Here is a 17,383-nt window from a genome sequence, read left to right as displayed (position 1 = left end):
ATCTACGTTGCTAATATAGAAATAGTTTACCAAAAGTCAAGGGAATTTTTAAAACAGTCCGGGAACATTTTTCCCGGGTTCCAGAAAATAGACGGACAGCTAAAGGTCATCCTTCCTCTTTTGAGTATTCCTGTAATTGCAGAAAAGCATCACCCAGGAAGGCAGTGATGTCCGAAGCAATGAGTGCCTGTTCGGAAATAGCAGCGGCTGCGAGATCACCTGCCAGTCCATGGAGGAAAACGCCGGCGATGGCTGCCTGTTCGGGAATATACCCCTGGGCCGCCAGTCCGGTGATGATACCGGTGAGTACATCACCACTGCCACCTGTTGCCATCCCGGGATTACCGGTACTGTTGAACCAGGCCATTCCTCCAGGTGTTGCCACCAGCGAAAAAGCACCTTTCAGTACAATGGTAATGCCGAGTTCTTTTGATTTTTCCCTGGCCGTTTCCATTCTCTCGAAATCATTGGAGGAGGCGCCGAAAAGTCTTTCCAGTTCTTTTACATGCGGAGTGATCACAGTTCTGCGGGGCAACCCCTCCATCAATGTTTTATCAGCGGATAAAACATTGAGTGCATCAGCATCAAGCACCAGCGTGGATTTGCTTTGTTGAAAAAGTGATTGCAGCATCCGAAGGATATCATCTTCCCGGCCCAATCCCGGTCCTGCACCAATAGCGGAATAACCTTCAAAACTGTCGATACTGCCAATATGATCAGTACCTGCAATCCTGCACATGGCTTCGGGTACCCTTGACTGTATGATCTCGTAACCGGCCCTGGGAATGTAACAGGTGAGTTTTCCCACGCCGCTCCTGAGGCAGGCTTTTGCGCTGAGCAATGCAGCGCCCATCATTCCCATACTGCCTGCTATCAGTGCCGCATGACCGAAGTTGCCTTTATGTGCAAACTTCTTCCGCGGTTGCAGGATCGCATTCACAATACTTTCATCAATAAACTGGTATTCCGGGGTGATGGCAGACAGATAACCAGGATGCAGTCCGATATCGAGGACACTTATTTCACCCAGCCTGCCGGCATTCTCAGCAAACAGGAAGGCTGTTTTGTAACACTGAAAGCTCAGCGTATGAGCTGCTTCGATCGCCGTTTGTTCTTTGGAGCTTTTATCTGCAAACAAACCACTGGGAATATCGATGGCAATAACGGTATTGCCTGAACGATTGATATGCTGAACAACAGCGCTGGTAAGTCCGTCGAGCGGACGGTTGAGACCTGTTCCCAGCAATGCATCGATCACGATGGCATTTTCATCGATAGGGTGGAGGGCTTCAACGGTAGAAATGAATTTGATCACCGCATCGGTCTGGTGGATCCGCGCCAGGTTGGTTTGGAAATCTGCAGTGCCTTTGGCGCCGAATTCAAGAATGAACACCGTTACTGTATGACCTGACTGTGACAGCATCCTTGCAATGGCAAGACCATCTCCGCCATTATTGCCCTTGCCACAGAAGATCGTGAATGCATTTTGCCTGAAGCCGTTTTCCATCAGCCAGTCGAAACAGGCGGTGGAAGCACGCTCCATGAGATCGATACTTTGGATGGGAAGTTCACGGATGGTGTATTCATCCCATGCGCGGATCTGGGCAGCAGTAAGGATTTGCATATAGGTTTGTTGATACAGTAAATGTTGCTGTTATAACCATTACCCGGAACAAAAATAGCATTCCCCGGGCAATTGTGTCATGGATTGCTATCCAATAACCTGCTTCCCGGTCCAGCTGCATCGGGGATTTTGCACCTTACTTTGTAAACCCTGCTGAGTTTGCGAAATGGAAAAAGCATGGAAACGATGAGCAACCTTATTTCTTCGCCGCATATTTCGTAGAAGTGGTGCGCTTGCCCTTCGTTTTCTTCGGTGAAGATTTGGATGCATATGCAGCGGAGCTTTTCTTCTTCACTACAGGAGATTTCTTTCTGATAACAGGCGCTGTTTTTACCACTGTTTCTTCATCGCCTTCATCCAGTCCCTGCATGTAATCACCGAAGATATCGGCCATTTCACGCACCTTATAAATCCTTTTGCTGTCGTTATTACAAAGGGCGATGATAGTGGTGTTCTCATCTATCAAACGATAGAAGGCGGTTCTGTTACCATGCCACCAGCCGTTATGGTAGATCAGTTTCTTTCCATTCTTCAACACGTACATTCTCCAGCCGAGGCCATAATTATGTGTGCCAGGCTTTTCGTTGGAGTAGGGGGTATAGGCTGCTTCCAGTGTTGCCTGGTTGAAGAACCTGCCGTTGCGCAGGGCTTCGTCCCATTTCATCAGATCGCGGGGAGTGGAGTAGATGTTCTTATCACCATACACGAGGTCTAGGAAATCCAGCGGATATAGCTTGCCGTTATTGAAGTAGGAAGGGAGATAATGATTCGCATAGGCATTGGTGAAAACATAAGTGTCTTTCATTCCGATGCTGTCGAAGAAAGTTTGTTTGAGATAATCTCCGTAGAACTTGCCCGTTACTTTTTCGATCATGAGGGCCAGCAGGGCATAGTTGGTATTGCTGTAGCTGAAGCTTCTGTTGGGGGTACCGCAGGGGATCTGTTTTCTTTTGGCGATGAGGAAGTCGAGCACATCCTGGTTACTGATCTGTTTGCGGCGGTCCCATCCCATACTGCCCATGTAATGATCGTACTTGGGGATACCGCTACGGTGGTTGAGCAGCATGCGAACGGTTACCCTGCTGAGTGGGAAACCGGCGAGATAGGTCCCAACACTGTCATCGATATTGATCCTTCCTTCTTCCCAGAGTTTACACACGGCCATGCCGGTGAAAGTTTTAGACACTGATGCCAGGTGAATGGGAGTATGTGCATCGATACTGTCTGCAGGAATGCGGGGATTGGCGTAGCCGCCATATTTTTCGTAAATGATCTCATCATCTTTGGCAACAAGGATACTGCCATTGAAACCATTCTTGAAATTGGTATCTACAAACTGTTTTACTTTATCCAGGTACAGGTCTCTGTTGCGCGATGTATTGGAAATTGCGCTGGTCAGAGCTGTTTGCGATGCTTTATTCTCTAATGCTTCCTTGTCTGTTACATGACCGCAGCTGAATGCGAAAACCAGTAACGGAACGAGCCTTGTTACATTCTTCAAAAGGGTGTCTGTTTTGAATAGGTTATTGAGCGGCAAAAGTACAACAAACGAACAATCGTTCAGTTATGCAATCCGTTTTTTCCGTTTCAAATTTAAGGGACATCTTTGCAAACCTGAACCAAAACTCATTTGTTTTTCCTCATGTGCCATAGGCATTAACGCAAAAGAGAAGCCAATTATATATGACTGACAAAAAAAATACAAGCTACCCCAAGGAAAAAGTGAACATCCTGTTCCTGGAGAATATCAGCGACAAAGCCGTCAAACACTTCACTGAAGCCGGATACGCCTCCGTGAAGAAACTCAGCGGCGCCCTTTCGGAAGAAGAACTGATCAAGGCAGTGAAAGACGTGCACCTGCTCGGGATCCGGTCCAAGTCACAGATCACACCGGCTGTACTGGATGCCGCAAAAAAGCTCCAGGCCATCGGTTGTTTCTGTATCGGCGTGAACCAGGTTAACCTGCAATCCGCTACAGAACATGGTGTAGTTGTATTCAATGCTCCTTATTCCAACACCCGTTCCGTGGCTGAATTGGTGATAGGTTTGTCTGTTATGCTGATCCGCCGCATTCCGGACAAGAATAAGGCTGCCCATGAAGGCATCTGGAATAAAGACGCCAAAGGCAGTTTCGAGCTCCGTGGAAAAACGCTGGGCATCATCGGATATGGAAATATCGGATCGCAGGTGAGTGTACTGGCGGAAGCGCTCGGCATGAAAGTGATCTTCTACGATGCAGTAACCAGGCTCCCCCTTGGCAATGCCGTTGCCAAAAGAACGTTAAAGGATGTTTTGAATCAGGCGGATATTGTAACCTTGCATGTTCCCGATAACGATTCAACCAGGAACATGATCAATAAATCCACCCTCAAGCATTTGAAGAAAGGAGCGATCCTCCTTAATTATGCAAGGGGAGAAGTGGTTGACCTGGATGCCCTGGCATCTGCTATCAAAGAAGGCCAGGTTGGCGGCGCTGCCATCGACGTTTTCCCCTGGGAGCCTGAAAAGAATGGCGATAAATTCACATCACCACTCATGGGCCTGCCAAACGTTATCCTCACACCCCATATCGGCGGTTCAACCGAGGAAGCACAAATGAATATCGGGGACGATGTGAGCAACAAGCTTTTCCAATTCCTTGAAATGGGCGTTACCATTGGTTCCCATACAGTACCATCCCTCAGCCTGCCTCCGCAGGAAGGCACACACCGCATCCTGCACGTGCACCGCAACGTGCCCGGTGTACTGAGTGAGATCAATACAACATTAAGTAAGAACAATATCAACATCCTGGGCCAATACCTCAAAACGAACGACGAGATCGGGTATGTGGTGCTGGATGTAGACAGAAAAATATCCAATACAGCCTTCCAGTTATTGAAAGATGTGAAGGAAACGATCAAGGTGAGGCTGTTGTACTAAAGCATACTCATGGACAACGAAACCATCAGACAGTTAAAAGAAGCAGTAGAATTATCTCCTGAGAATGTACCCCTGCGTCTTCACCTGGCGGAAGTGATGCTGAAAGCAAAAATGTATGCAGAGGCATCTTCCCAGTTCAGCGAAGTGCTGGCAAGAAGTTACGGAAATCTCAAAGCGAAGCTCGGCCTGGCCGAGGCTTCCTTCCATCAGCACAAATATTCAACAGCGCTCATCATCTATGAAGAGATACAGGATAGTATGCCTGTTCCCGCCATGGTGCTCTACGTGAAATGCCTTTTGAAAGAAAACTCCCGCGCACAGGCAGTGGAAGTATACCAGAAAGTGATTGCCCTGCATCCTGAATTCAGGGATGAGGAGATCGATCAGATGCTGCGTATGTCCGGCCACGGTAGTAATTCCGATTTCGAAGAAGAAGAGGAGGAAGATTATGCACGAACCGGTTCAGACAGTAAATACTTCCTGCAGAAACCCGATGTAAAATTCTCCGATGTAGGCGGAATGAAGCGCATCAAGGACGAGATCGCCATCAAGATCATCCAGCCTCTGAAGAACCCGGAGCTCTACAAGGCATTCGGCAAGAAAACAGGTGGCGGGATCTTATTGTATGGTCCTCCCGGTTGCGGCAAAACCTTCATTGCCAAAGCCACGGCGGGGGAGATAGATGCGAAATTCATAAGCATTGGTTTGCATGATATTCTCGACATGTGGATCGGTAACAGTGAAAAGAACCTGCACGCCATTTTTGAACTGGCCCGCAAGAATGCGCCCTGTGTGCTATTCTTCGACGAAGTGGATGCCATGGGCGCCAGCCGCAATGATATGAAGCAGTCCGCCATGCGTCATGTGATCAACCAGTTCCTTTCGGAAATGGATGGCGTGAACAGCAGCAATGAAGGTGTACTGATCCTGGCCGCCACCAATGCTCCCTGGAGCGTGGACCCGGCCTTCCGCCGCCCCGGCCGCTTCGACCGCGTGATCTTTGTGGAGCCACCGGATGAAAAAGCGCGGGAAGAGATCCTGGAAAGTATGTTACAGAACAAACCAGTGCAGGAGGTGGATGTGAAGAAGATAGCGAAGGAAACGAACGATTATTCCGGCGCTGACCTGCAGGCCGTGATCGATATCGCCATTGAAGATAAACTCCGTGAATCCCTCAGCAGTGGCGTATTACAGCCTATCGGCACCAAAGATCTGCTGAAAGGGGTGAAAACACATCGCGCCACAACCCTGGAATGGTTTGCGTCTGCACGCAATTACGCACTCTATGCGAACGAGTCCGGCCTCTATGATGATATCCTGAAATTTCTCAAGATCAAAAAGTAAGCATGGCGGACACTATCGTTTTGATACAAAGAGCCCATCTGCTGCTCTCACAGGGAAGATCGGAAGACGCCATCAGGCAGCTCAGTGAAGTTCTGCAGGCCGATCCCAATAATGATCATGCCCTTTCACTCATGGCCCGCGCCCGGTTTGATCAGAAAAAATATAAGGAGGGAATGGAACTGGCTCAGCGCGCCATCAGCCTGGAGCCCACCGAAAGCTATTACTATTACCTGCTGGCATTCGGATATTACAGTGTTGACAATAACGCTTATGCACAATTGAATATCCGCAAGGCCATCGAGCTGCATCCGTACCAGCCCGATTACTTCGGACTCTGGGCATTGCTGTTTCTGGAGAAGAATATGTTCACCGATGCACTGGAAAAAGCGAATGATGGACTGAGCATCGATCCCGAAAATATCAGCTGTCTGAATGCACGCGCCACAGCACTCAATAAACTGGACCGCACCGATGAAAGCATCGATACGATGCGGACCGTACTGGACCAGGACCCGGAGAATTATTACACGCATATCACCGTAGGCTGGAACCTGCTGGAAAAAGGAAAACAAAAAGAAGCGACCGTGCATTTCCGCGAAGCACTTCGTCTCAATCCCAATGCAGAAGCTGCCAGGGCGGGGTTGAAACAATCCCTCAAAGCGAATATCCCTCCTTATAAATGGTTGCTTCAATACAGTTTCTGGATCAACAACAAGAGCAGGCACGCCAAATGGGCCATCCCTATTGGCATCTACCTGGGCATAAGGGCCATTGATATGCTGTCTACACATGCTTCGCCGGCTATCGCAACTTTTGGGAAGATCATCGTGGGCCTGTACATCCTGGTTGCGCTGGCTTCCTGGTTCATCAATCCACTGGCGAATATTTTTCTATTTTTCCATAAAGACGGAAAGCATGCGCTCACCGGCAGTGAAAAATGGGGAGCAGTGCTCACCACTTCAGCTTTGTTGTCTGGGATCGGGCTTCTGATCTACCACCTGGCTACACAGACCAGTGATGAATCCGTGTATTTCATTGCAGGTGTGATTGCGCTTACGCTGGCATTGCCATTGAGCGTTCTCGAACTTCCGTTACGCCTCCGCAACAATACTATCGGGCAACTATATGCGATGGGGCTGATCCTGGCAGGACTGTTTTTTATCGGGCTGACTATTACCGGTCTTATCACCATGAACCTGTTCTGGGTATATGTTATTGCGGTGATCGCATTTACCTGGGTAGCGGCGTTTACCCGCAGATAAATAATTACAGTATGTAGCCCGGAATTACAGCATGTGGCCCGGAATTACAGCATGTGGCCAGTCGCTCGCCTCCGGCGAGTGACTTCTATTTTGTCGCCTCCGGCGACGCAGTGTTCGCCGGAGGCGAACCAATACAGGTCACTCGCCAGAGGCGAGCGACTGCAGCACCCTGCATCTTCCTGGTTAAACAAATGATAAAAAACATCCAAATACTTTCCAACTTTCAAAATATATTGAAAAATATGTAACTTTACACCGCATTTAAAGCATCCCTTATGAAAGTTGTGATAGTAGGAGGTGGCTTCGGCGGCCTCCGGTTAGCCCGGAAACTGAACAACAAGCCCGGATTTGAAGTAACCCTGTTAGACAGATTCAATTATCACCAGTTTCAGCCTTTGTTCTACCAGGTAGCTACCGCAGGGCTCGATGCCAGTAATATTTCTTTCCCCCTTCGTAAAGTATTCCACAAATCAAAGAATGTACGCATCCGTTTGGGTGAACTCAAGGAAGTAGTGTCCGGTCAGAACCTGGTCCGCACTTCTATCGGAGATATGGAATATGATGTACTGGTGCTGGCCACCGGCGCGGGTACTAATTTCTTCGGCAACAAAGCCCTGGAAGAACATGCATTCCCGATGAAAAGCACTATCGAAGCGCTTCAGCTGCGTCATACCCTGATCCAGCATTTTGAAGATGCCCTGCAGGCTACTACACCTGAGGAGATGGAGCAGTTGCTCACCCTGGTTGTAGTAGGTGGTGGCCCAACAGGAGTGGAGCTCAGCGGCGCACTGGCTGAATTGAAAAGGTATGTGTTGCCCAGGGATTTTCCGGAGATCGACTTCACCAACATGAAGATCTATCTCCTGGAAGGCTCTCCCCGTACGCTGGCTGCCATGAGTGAGAGATCATCCGATGATTCACGCAAATACCTGGAAAAGCTGGGCGTTACCGTTATGACCGGCACAGCCGTTCAGGATTATGACGGAGAAACCGTGCTGTTGAAAAATGGTTCCGTGATCCGTTCCAAACTGGTGATCTGGGCCGCTGGTATCAAGGGTAACCTGCCTGCCGGTATCAGGCCTGAGCTGATCGCGAGAGGTAACAGGGTGAAAGTGGACAGTTTCAACAAAGTGCTGGATACCGCTAACGTATATGCGATCGGCGATATCGCCAGCATGGAACTGCCCGGGTATCCTAACGGTCATCCTCAAGTGGCCGCAGTGGCTATTCAGCAAGCCGATCAATTGGCAGCCAACCTGATTCGCATAGAAAGCAAGAGCAGCGCAAAACATATCAAAAGCTTCAGTTATTACGATAAAGGCTCCATGGCAACTGTTGGCCGTAACCTGGCGGTGGTGGATATTCCCCGTCCCAAACTGCACATGAAGGGATTTCCTGCCTGGATGGTTTGGATGGGATTGCACCTGATGCTGATCCTGGGTGTGAAGAACAGGTTGTTCGTATTTTTGAACTGGTTGTATAGTTACTTCACTTACGACCAAAGCCTGAGACTCTTATTCAATAATACCAAACCACCGAAAAGGACAGCCCATGTCAAAGCCATTCCTAACCGCCGCCTGGAGGAATTTAGCGCTAATTAATTACAGTGTTGATCCGGCAATACTGAAACCTTATCTGCCTTTTGGCGTGGAGCCGGATACGTTCAATGGTATCCACTACCTGAGCCTTGTAGGCTTCATGTTCCGCAATACCAGTGTGATGGGTACACTTAACCACCAGGGGCCGGTTTCCGTATTTTTCGCCCGGGGCTCCAACGTTGAGGTTTACCCGAAACGGCTTGTATAAATAATTACGCTGTTGGCAGTCGCTCGCCTCTGGCGAGTGACCTGTATTTGTTCGCCTCCGGCGAACATCGCGTCGCCGGAGGCGACGAAACAGCAGTCACTCGCCAGAGGCGAGCGACTGCCAACTCTCCGCCCTTTTTAGTCACCTCCAACACCCCGAACTAATGCCATTGCTCAATTCTCCGCAATTCCTTATATTTGGTTAGTCTCTGCATTCAGTCCTATTCATCTCATATCCTGCCATCACGAAAAGCTTTTACCTCCCATGAAATCACTTCACCAGTAAATGATTTCTTATGCAGGAAATTGTAGACTTTTCAAAAAGGCCACCGGGTAAACCTACGGACTGGATCCCCATCACAATTGCACTAAGCATTTTCTTTGCCGCAGCCATTGCTGTTTTGTTTTTTATTGAACCTCCGCAACCGCCTGGCGGACCTTTGCAAAGAGGACCAGGACAATCAGACAGCGCGATGATTTTAGACACTCCCCAGGAATACCGAAACCAATGATCTATAGCGCTATTATGTATGATCATCCCCGCGCATTTGCTGCCAGGATGTGACGGGATAGTTTCTTTTCCCTATTTTTATCGCTCCGTCTGACCCACGGATTTGAATATTGAGTACCTATAACCAGGATAACCAACTGCTGCTGCGCATTGCAAAAGGCGATGAAACCGCCTTCCGGCAACTATTTGACCAATACCGGGACCTCATCTATTCCTTTTCTTTTCATCTTACCCAATCGGATATCATTGCCAAAGACGTGGTGCAGGACATCTTCGTAAAAATCTGGACCACCCGTTCAACCCTGGACCAGATTGCGAGCATCCGCGCCTGGATGCTTCGCCTCACACGTAACCATGTGCTCAATGGCCTAAAAAGAAAAGCGCATGAAGAAGCATTACTGCGCCAGATCGGTTCTAAACTGTCGCACTCTCTTCAACCTATCGAAGAAGCCATTCAATACAGGGAACTTGAAAAGCAGTTGCAGCAGGCCATTGCTCAGCTTCCGCCGCAACAACAGCGCTGCTACCTGCTGAGCAGGGATGCAGGTATGAAGCATGATGAAATCGCAAACACACTTGATATTTCACAGGAGACCGTGAAAAAACATATCATGGCCGCCATCAGGTCCATCAAAAAACACCTTAGCCGAAGCGGCAACCTGCTTCCGGAATTCTTTCTCTTTTTCCTGTAATTTATTTTTCTGAAGGCTACCCCTTTGTTTCTTCCTGTTTGTCTGTTTACAGGATACCACCCTATATTCTTAATAAATAGAAAAAATGGACACAAACAGGATCGATTGGCTTTTCAGGAAATATTTCGATGCCGGTTGTACGGAAGAGGAGAGAAGGGAATTTCTTGAACTGGTGGCGCAGGGCCGGCAGGACCAAACCCTGCACCAATTACTGGAAGAAAAATTACAGGAATATGCACCAGACAGAAAACTGGACCAGCTCAGCGCCGACGCCTTGTTCAGTAATATCATGCAAAAGGCGGCACACGGGGGACCCGCGCGTGTAGTGAAACTGAACCGAAGGCCGCCATCCTATAAATGGCTGGTGGGCATTGCCGTTTCCCTGGCAGTGGTAAGCCTGAATATCTGGTTCTGGGACAAAGAGAATTATGTTGTAAATGGTCCACAGCAGGCGGAAGTCTTCAAAGACACGGTCCATCCTGTTCCCGGCACCAACAAAGCCATGCTGGTCCTGGCCGATGGCAGCATCGTTGCTCTGGATTCCGCCGGTGATGGCACCATCGCCACACAAGGCCATACCAAAGTATTGAAGCAAGGTGCAGGTGAGCTCAGTTACGAAGCCGGCGCACAGTCGCAAACCGGAGAAGTGCAATACAACACACTTTCCACGCCATACGGCGGACAGTATCGCATCAAACTGCCGGATGGCAGCCGTGTATGGCTGAATGCCGCTTCCAGCATACGTTATCCAACAGCCTTCACTGGTAAAACAAGAACGGTGTCTGTTACCGGCGAAGCTTACTTTGAAGTGGAAAAAAATACAGCCAGACCATTTGTTGTGCAGACAGGTAAAATGGGGGTAGAAGTGCTGGGTACTCATTTCAATGTGAACAGTTATGACGATGAGCCCGTAACCCGCACCACACTGGTGGAAGGAAGTGTTCGGGTGAGCACTGCTGGCGCTGCCCGGGATATAGCTGTGCTTAAACCCGGTGAGCAGGCGCAATGGATACAGGAAGACGCTAAGATGAATATTAGAAAAGTGGACGTGGAATCCGTTACAGCCTGGAAGAACGGTTATTTTCATTTTGATGGAACTCCGGGTGCGGAAGTAATGAGGCAGGTGAGCCGCTGGTATGATGTGAACATCGATATAAATGGAAAAGTGGGCAGGCATTTCAGAGGCATGATTCCCCGCAATGCCTCGCTGGATGAAGTACTGCATATGTTAAGCCTGACAGGGGAATTCAAATACAAAACAGATGGGAGGACTGTTCGGATTTTACCATAAGAATACTTGACCGACATATAAAAATGGACTAACAAAAAAGCCGGTTTCAGATGGCGGTCTGACCCCGGCGAATGTAAAGGTTAATCCATTTTCCCGGAATACCGGGACTGCTTATTGTTTAACCTAAACTACACAAATGTATGTATTTAAACCTTCGCGGTAAAGGCCGTCCATTACCCGGCCTTTCACCAGTAGCCAAAACTTTGCGGATTATGAAATTGATTGCAATACTGCTGTTAGTTGGCTGTTTGCAGGTGAGCGCAAAAGGGTACGCTCAGAAGATCACGCTGCATGAGAAAAACGCCCCGCTTCAGAAAATCTTCAAAGAGATCAGGAAACAGAGCGGGTATCTTTTTTTGTACACTGACGAATTGATCAGGGATGCCAGGAATACTGATGTTATGGTAAAGGAAGTACCCCTGGAAGAAGCGCTGAGAGCGGCTTTCAAAGAACAGCCACTCACATTCACCATCGTTAACAAAACCATCATCGTAAGAAGGCTGAATGAACCTGTCCGGGAGCAAAGCCTGTTACCCGTGCTATTTGCCAAACATACTGTTCGTGGAAAAGTAGTGGATGGCGATAATGCCCCGGTTAGCGGCGCCTCGGTAGTGCTTACAGGAACCAGGTACGGCACCAGCACCAATGCCGCAGGAGAATTCGTATTGAACGATGTGGACCCGGGAGAATACGAGCTCGTTGTCACTTCCGTGGGATTTTCCAAACTAACGCAGAAGATCAGGGTAAGAAATGAAAGCCTGAATCTTTCGCTGTCGATATCCAAAAGCGCTTCCCGGCTCGATGAAATTGTAGTAACCGCTTATGGAAGCGGCAAACAGGGAACATTCACCGGTTCTATCAGCTCCATGAGCGCCAAACAACTGGAACATTCACCACGCGCTTCCGTGCAGGATAACCTCCAGGGAAATGTGAGTGGTGTAATTGTCTCTACCGGTTCCGGACAACCGGGATATTCCGGCAACGTGCGCATCCGTGGCATCGGCTCCATCAATGGCAGCAATGTACCTTTATATGTTGTTGACGGGGTGCCCCTGGTAGCATCCGATCTCAATGGCATCAACGCTTCGGATGTAGCCAGCATCTCCGTTCTGAAAGATGCTTCTGCCGCTACACTGTATGGTTCCCGTGCCGCCAACGGGGTAATCATCATCACCACTAAAAAAGGAGCCGCCGGAAAAACCAGGTTCAGCGCTTCCGTGCAAACCGGAGCCAATACGATCACCAATGTACAGGGTTCAGACCCACTCAATACCAGGGAGATGCTGGAATTGCTGCGCGAAGGTTGGGCCAATGCCGGCAAAAACCCCAATGCATTCGTAGCCGAAATGCAATCGAACGGAGTTGACTCAACTGTAAATACGGACTGGTTCGATGCACTGATCAGAAATGGAGCATACCAGCAGTTTGATCTTTCCGCCAGCGGTGGAAATGATAAAACAAAATTCTTTGCATCAGCAGGCTATTACAATGCAAAAGCACCCACGCTGGGAAGCGATTTCAAAAGATATACCGCCAAACTCAACCTCAGCAACGAAGCATCGAAAAGGCTTTCTTTCTCACTGGGACTGCTGGCCAGCGCCACCAAATCCAATATCGTGAAAGACGCCGGTATTTTCGCCAACCCGGTACGCGCTTATAAACGTTACCAACCCTGGCTGCGCGCTTATAAAGATGATGGTACATACGACCTCAGCTATGCCAATAATTACAACCCCATTGCCGTGGTGAAGGAAAACAGGTTTACCCAGGACCGTTATAATTTCATCGGAAACATCGGCGCCAAACTGATGATCATCGATGGACTTACCTTCGAAACCCAGAACAGCGTGGACTTCCAGTACCTGGAAAACCTTGATTACGCAAAGGCCGGCATCGGTACTGCACGCAACAATGGTGGTATTGCGGATTTCGAAACAGGAAGGGTGATGAACCTCGTCAGCACCAATATCTTCCGGTATAAAAAAGACTTTGGTGTGCATGGGCTCGAAGCCTTCGTTGGATATGAAGGTCAGAAAGTGCAATCTTCCAATCTCAGTCTTACCAAACGGAATTTCATTCCCAATACATTTACTCTCGACAATGCTTCCATCCTCGATGATGGCGGCAATAATGCAACAGAAAGTTCATTGCTTGGCATGTTCAGTAATGTTGCCTACAATTTCGATGGCAAATATTATTTATCAGCCTCTTTCAGGAGGGATGGTTCTTCCCGTTTCGGCGCCGACAAAAGATTCGGGAATTTCTGGTCCGTTGGCGCCAGCTGGAATATCAATAGTGAGCCTTTCATGGCAGGGCAGCGGATTTTCTCCGACCTTCGACTCCGCGCCACTTATGGCAGTAACGGCAACCAGGGCATCGGCGACTTTGAATCCAGGGGATTGTACAGCAATACGGCCAGCTATGATAACAATCCCGGTTTCGTATTATCACAATATGGGAACAATCAGCTGACCTGGGAAAAAAACAAACCTTTCAACCTGGGCCTGGACTTTGGTTTGCTTAATAACCGTCTCCAGGGCTCGCTGGAATATTATGTCAGAACTACTTCCGGGCTCCTGCTGGAAAGACCCGTCTCCGCCACCAATGGCGTTACCAGTGTTTTCCAGAATATCGGTTCCATGCAGAACAGCGGTATCGAACTGGAATTGAACACTACCAATATCCAGTCGAAGTCCGAAGGCGGATTTTCCTGGAATACCCGATTCATGTTTGCAACGCTGAGGAACAAGATCACCAAACTGTCGAGCCCCATCGTTGGTACATTCAATCGTTATGAAGGCGGCGACTTCTACCAGTTCTACCTGGTTGGTTTTGCAGGCGCCGATGAGAACACCGGTGAATCACTTTGGTATACAGATAACAGCAAAGAAACTACTACTAACGTATATGGTAAGGCGAATCGATTCGATCAGGGATCTGCATTACCAAAATGGTATTCAGGTATGACCAATACCCTTACCTATAAGGGTGTCAGCCTCAGCTTCCAGCTTTATGGCAGCTTCGGCAATAAGCTCTACGACAACTGGGGCGGATACTCCTTCACCGACGGAGCCGCAGGTTTCAATCCAACCAGTACGATGACCCGCTACTATTATGAAAACAGGTGGCAGAAAGCAGGCGACAAAGGCAAAGAGCCCAAAGTGGTTTACCGTGGCACGCAGAGCGGTTCCTCCAATCATACTTCTACCAGGTTCCTGTATGATGGCGATTTTATCCGCCTCCGCGATATTTCACTTGGATACGAAATTCCCGGAAAGTGGATGCAAAACCTCCATATCGGTAGCGCCCGCATCTATGTTCGCTCCAACAACCTGTACACCTGGTTGAAAGATGACCGGGTAACTTTCGATCCCGAAGTAGGCATCGATGGCTATGTAGATCAGAATGCGCCCGTTTACAAAACCATTCTGATCGGCCTCGATATCAAGTTTTGAGAACCTAAAAATGAAGCACCATGAAACGTTTCAATATATATGTCCGGTTTGCAGTGATGCTGATAACCATTGCTACATTCAGCTCATGCGGGAAAGGGACCCTGGATACCAATCCACAACAATCTACAGATATCGATAAGGTGGCGATAGACCTTCCCTCCACCAGGGGCGCCGTAAACGGCCTCTACTCTTTATTGAAGAGTGCCGATTATTATGGCCGCACCATGTTTGTGAATGCAGACCTGATGGCAGACAATGCGTACATCAGTAAGAAAAACTCCGGTCGTTATCTTCCCAACGACCAATATGCGATCACGAGTAACGACAGTCGTGTCCGCGCTACCTGGAACCAACTGTACCTCCTGGTAGCCAATGCCAATATACTGATCAAAAAGGGAGAGGCCCTTGAACTGGCAGCTTCCGAAATGCCGGAGAAGAACCATATTATCGGTGAGGCATATGCGCTACGCGCACTGGCTTATTTCGACCTGGCAAGGATGTATGCTCAACCCTACAACTTTACTGCAGGAGCTACACACCTGGGGGTGCCGGTTGTAACGGAAACCACGCCGGACAACAGCAGTATCATCTCACCCAAACGGAATACGGCAAAAGAGACCTATCAGCAGATCGTGAACGATCTCGTAAAAGCTACTTCCTTACTAACGGCTACGCCCATAGGGTTCAGCGCCTCCAACAAGGGAAAGATCACCCTGAATGGCGCCAGGGCGCTCCTGAGCAGGGTCTACCTTTATATGGAAGACTGGGCCAACGCAGAGGCAATGGCCACCGAAGTGATCGACGCCAATAAATACAGCCTGCTTGTCCGCGACAAACTGCTGACCGATTTCAGCCTGCAGAACAACAGCGAAACCATTTTCGAAGTACATTATCTCACAACAGATAACCTGGGTAGCGACCAACTGGCCAATTTCACCTTGCAGGCTGGTAGTTATGGCGACCTGCTGGTAACTGACGATCTCTACAATTCCTACGACCCCGCCGATGCCAGAAGAGGTTTTCTCATCAAGAGCAAACGTTCAGGGAGTGGGGGAGAGAATCCCGCTGTGATCATCAATAAGTACACGAATATTTCCACTTTCGAGGAAGGCGTGAAATTAATGAGGCTGGCGGAAGTGTACCTCAACCGCGCAGAAGCCCGCGCAATGCAGCCTGGCAAGGAAGCGGACGCGGTAGCAGATATCGATGTGATCAAGAAACGGGCATTTGTTGCTCCCGCCCCAACCACCGAAACCGGCGCTGCGCTGTTAGACCTGATCAGGAATGAAAGGAGGAGGGAATTAACCATCGAAGGTCATCGTTTGTACGACCTCACCCGCTGGAAGCTGGCATTCACCAAATACCGTTCCGGCAATGCTACTATCAGTATCGACTATCCGAACCAGAAAACGATCATGCCCATCCCTTTATCGGAGATCAATGCCAATCCGAACATTGAACCGAATGAAGGTTACGGGAATTAATTTATGGTTAAGGCTCTCCTGATAAAACCGCACCTTCTCCGGGTGCGGTTTTGCTTTTGATGTGCCCGGTGGCCCGCCTCCCGGCGAATGACTGACCACACCCCGTTTTTTCGTATCTTTAGAAACCTGCCCTGGCACGATCTTTTTGAACCTGATTAAAAAGTACAATTATGAATACCAGTAGTCGCCCGGATCAAATGAATACATTATTGGAAGTGCTCAACAAATGCAGGGACCGGAACATGGATATTGCATTTGATTATACACCACAGGGCCTTACGGCAGGGAAGGAGGGGAAGAAAGTTTATCAACCTGCGGACCTGAAGATCCTCAAGACCTATCGGTTTGAGGGTATGAGCAATCCCGATGATAGTTCCATTCTGTACATCATTGAAGCCAAAGACGGCACGGTGGGATATGTGATAGATTCTTACGGCGCTTTTTCCAATCATGACGACCAGGCGGGATATGATAATTTCATCCGTCAGATAGAGGTGGAAGACAGGGATGAACAGCTCCTGTTCTCGCTGTAAACAGACAGGATTTTCCAGCTTAACAGGCTGGGAGAGATGATATTCCGGGGAATTTATGAAAATTCTCCACTATCCTGCGCGCTATTTCGCTGAATTTCCTACCTTTGCGCTCCATTTCGAGTATTTGAGCAATTAACCATTGCCATACTCCATTGCCCACAAGGCCCAAAAAGTTCTCCGACTGTTCGGGGGCGCCAGCAGGGTATCACAAGAAAAGGTAGTACAATGCCAAAGGTTAAAACCAACTCCAGTGCTAAAAAGAGGTTTAAAGTTACCGGCACCGGAAAGATCACGCATCAGAAGTCTTTCAAACGTCACATTCTGACAAAAAAATCTAACAAGCGTAAACGCGCTCTCCGTAAAGACGGCGTAGTTCACAAATCCAACTTAGATTTTGTACAGCGTCTGCTGCGTCTGAAGTAATCCGGGAATTTAATTTTCAAAACACAACTTTAAACTT

At 48.7% G+C, this 17,383-nt stretch carries 14 protein-coding genes; 12 read left to right on the top strand and 2 right to left on the bottom strand.

Annotated elements, in window-relative coordinates; all coding sequences use genetic code 11:
- Positions 1-106: 106 nt before the first annotated feature.
- Positions 107-1,624: an NAD(P)H-hydrate dehydratase gene (locus D9Y29_RS15485; protein ID WP_127129764.1), complete on the bottom strand. Its 1,518-nt coding sequence runs from the start codon at positions 1,622-1,624 to the stop codon at positions 107-109.
- Positions 1,625-1,820: 196 nt separating this feature from the next.
- A complete protein-coding gene (locus D9Y29_RS15480) occupies positions 1,821-3,125 on the bottom strand; it encodes a serine hydrolase domain-containing protein (protein WP_164735429.1) in 1,305 nt (434 codons plus the stop codon).
- Positions 3,126-3,307: 182 nt separating this feature from the next.
- On the opposite strand from D9Y29_RS15480, the gene serA reads away from it, so the two are divergent.
- From serA to rpmI, 12 genes are all read left to right on the top strand, one after another.
- The gene (gene serA / locus D9Y29_RS15475; RefSeq protein WP_127129760.1) at positions 3,308-4,546 is read left to right on the top strand and encodes a phosphoglycerate dehydrogenase; all 1,239 of its coding nucleotides are present in this window, start codon (positions 3,308-3,310) and stop codon (positions 4,544-4,546) included.
- A gap of 9 nt (positions 4,547-4,555) precedes the next feature.
- Positions 4,556-5,890: an ATP-binding protein gene (locus D9Y29_RS15470; protein ID WP_127129758.1), complete on the top strand. Its 1,335-nt coding sequence runs from the start codon at positions 4,556-4,558 to the stop codon at positions 5,888-5,890.
- Between the two features lie 2 nt (positions 5,891-5,892).
- Positions 5,893-7,152 (top strand): tetratricopeptide repeat protein, encoded by a 1,260-nt coding sequence (locus tag D9Y29_RS15465; protein WP_127129756.1) that lies wholly within the window; start codon positions 5,893-5,895, stop codon positions 7,150-7,152.
- A 275-nt stretch (positions 7,153-7,427) separates the two neighbouring features.
- Positions 7,428-8,753 carry an NAD(P)/FAD-dependent oxidoreductase gene (locus tag D9Y29_RS15460; RefSeq protein ID WP_127129754.1) on the top strand — a complete coding sequence of 442 codons (1,326 nt, stop codon included), beginning with the start codon at positions 7,428-7,430 and terminating at the stop codon, positions 8,751-8,753.
- Positions 8,704-8,958 carry a DUF2071 domain-containing protein gene (locus tag D9Y29_RS15455; RefSeq protein WP_127129752.1) on the top strand — a complete coding sequence of 85 codons (255 nt, stop codon included), beginning with the start codon at positions 8,704-8,706 and terminating at the stop codon, positions 8,956-8,958. Before D9Y29_RS15460 ends, D9Y29_RS15455 begins: the two co-directional genes overlap by 50 nt.
- 295 nt (positions 8,959-9,253) lie before the next feature.
- On the top strand, positions 9,254-9,469 hold the full coding sequence (locus D9Y29_RS15450) for a hypothetical protein (protein ID WP_127129750.1): 216 nt from the start codon (positions 9,254-9,256) through the stop codon (positions 9,467-9,469).
- Positions 9,470-9,578: 109 nt separating this feature from the next.
- Complete coding sequence (locus D9Y29_RS15445) at positions 9,579-10,160, top strand: RNA polymerase sigma factor (RefSeq protein ID WP_164735428.1); 582 nt, start codon at positions 9,579-9,581, stop codon at positions 10,158-10,160.
- An 85-nt stretch (positions 10,161-10,245) separates the two neighbouring features.
- Complete coding sequence (locus D9Y29_RS15440) at positions 10,246-11,451, top strand: FecR family protein (protein WP_127129746.1); 1,206 nt, start codon at positions 10,246-10,248, stop codon at positions 11,449-11,451.
- A 212-nt stretch (positions 11,452-11,663) separates the two neighbouring features.
- Positions 11,664-14,906, top strand: coding sequence for a SusC/RagA family TonB-linked outer membrane protein (locus D9Y29_RS15435; protein ID WP_164735427.1), 3,243 nt, complete (start codon positions 11,664-11,666; stop codon positions 14,904-14,906).
- Between the two features lie 20 nt (positions 14,907-14,926).
- Positions 14,927-16,390 (top strand): RagB/SusD family nutrient uptake outer membrane protein, encoded by a 1,464-nt coding sequence (locus tag D9Y29_RS15430; protein WP_127129742.1) that lies wholly within the window; start codon positions 14,927-14,929, stop codon positions 16,388-16,390.
- 170 nt (positions 16,391-16,560) lie between these two features.
- Positions 16,561-16,923, top strand: a complete 363-nt coding sequence (locus tag D9Y29_RS15425) for a hypothetical protein (protein WP_127129740.1) — start codon at positions 16,561-16,563, stop codon at positions 16,921-16,923.
- A gap of 225 nt (positions 16,924-17,148) precedes the next feature.
- Entirely contained in the window at positions 17,149-17,346 is a 198-nt protein-coding gene (gene rpmI / locus D9Y29_RS15420; RefSeq protein ID WP_127129738.1) for a 50S ribosomal protein L35, read from the top strand.
- The last annotated feature ends 37 nt before the right edge of the window (positions 17,347-17,383 follow it).

This window comes from Pseudoflavitalea rhizosphaerae (assembly GCF_003991355.1).
Taxonomy (GTDB): Bacteria; Bacteroidota; Bacteroidia; order Chitinophagales; family Chitinophagaceae; genus Pseudobacter; species Pseudobacter rhizosphaerae.
Note: the sequence above shows the minus strand (reverse complement) of the source record. Positions and strands in the feature narration are given on the sequence as shown.

Excerpts from the sequence above, each read along its gene's own strand:
- D9Y29_RS15485 (WP_127129764.1), bottom strand. The coding sequence starts at position 1,624 with ATGCAAATCCTTACTGCTGCCCAGATCCGCGCATGGGATGAATACACC.
- serA (WP_127129760.1), top strand. The coding sequence starts at position 3,308 with ATGACTGACAAAAAAAATACAAGCTACCCCAAGGAAAAAGTGAACATC.
- D9Y29_RS15470 (WP_127129758.1), top strand. The coding sequence starts at position 4,556 with ATGGACAACGAAACCATCAGACAGTTAAAAGAAGCAGTAGAATTATCT.
- D9Y29_RS15465 (WP_127129756.1), top strand. The coding sequence starts at position 5,893 with ATGGCGGACACTATCGTTTTGATACAAAGAGCCCATCTGCTGCTCTCA.
- D9Y29_RS15460 (WP_127129754.1), top strand. The coding sequence starts at position 7,428 with ATGAAAGTTGTGATAGTAGGAGGTGGCTTCGGCGGCCTCCGGTTAGCC.
- D9Y29_RS15455 (WP_127129752.1), top strand. The coding sequence starts at position 8,704 with ATGTCAAAGCCATTCCTAACCGCCGCCTGGAGGAATTTAGCGCTAATT.
- D9Y29_RS15450 (WP_127129750.1), top strand. The coding sequence starts at position 9,254 with ATGCAGGAAATTGTAGACTTTTCAAAAAGGCCACCGGGTAAACCTACG.
- D9Y29_RS15440 (WP_127129746.1), top strand. The coding sequence starts at position 10,246 with ATGGACACAAACAGGATCGATTGGCTTTTCAGGAAATATTTCGATGCC.
- D9Y29_RS15435 (WP_164735427.1), top strand. The coding sequence starts at position 11,664 with ATGAAATTGATTGCAATACTGCTGTTAGTTGGCTGTTTGCAGGTGAGC.
- D9Y29_RS15430 (WP_127129742.1), top strand. The coding sequence starts at position 14,927 with ATGAAACGTTTCAATATATATGTCCGGTTTGCAGTGATGCTGATAACC.
- D9Y29_RS15425 (WP_127129740.1), top strand. The coding sequence starts at position 16,561 with ATGAATACCAGTAGTCGCCCGGATCAAATGAATACATTATTGGAAGTG.
- rpmI (WP_127129738.1), top strand. The coding sequence starts at position 17,149 with ATGCCAAAGGTTAAAACCAACTCCAGTGCTAAAAAGAGGTTTAAAGTT.